General features: G+C 46.6%; 1 protein-coding gene. It reads right to left on the bottom strand.

From position 1 onward, the window contains the following. Positions 1-577: MOSC domain-containing protein (locus R7Q48_RS29525; RefSeq protein ID WP_318133925.1), on the bottom strand; the 577-nt coding region annotated here is incomplete at both ends.

Below are 577 nucleotides of genomic sequence, written 5' to 3'. Positions count from 1 at the left end.
AGATAGCATAGCGACCAGGGCGAGATGGGCTAGACGATAAGGTATATCTACGACCAATTTTCTTACCATTGATATCCACCTCAATCGGCAAATGTTGGCCCGGTAAGTAGTTTGGTAAAGAACCGTTGCTCGGTTCTAGCCATAAGGTCACGAAATCTTGAGCAATCTCTTCACGCTCAACACACGTCAGCGTCATGCGCACAGGTGAGTTGTCCGGATAAAATTCCGGCTCCTTATATTCGAGCACTTCAACTTTATCGCCTTGGTGAATAATGCCCTCATTGCGCGCCACAAGGTTTTGTCCAAAGAACACACCACCTCGTTCATTGGCGCGGAACTGTTGCAACGTTTTGAGCGGTTCTTTGCTCTCACGGAAAGTGCCACGTTGAGTATTGATCGTAGTAAGAATACAACGCTCACAAGGTTTGAGAGATTCGAACTCCACTTCCCCGATTCGGATGCGCTTCCATGAATCTTCTTCAAATGGCTTAGTATCAGATACGACTAAGTTTGTGCGGAACTGAGCCATGGAGTGTTGCTCAGAACTTCTTTTGTTCAATTCCTCTAGCGAAGCTTG

Source organism: Vibrio sp. 378, assembly GCF_033339435.1.
The sequence above is the reverse complement of the archived record's forward strand: the minus strand, read 5'-3'. Positions and strand labels throughout refer to the sequence as shown.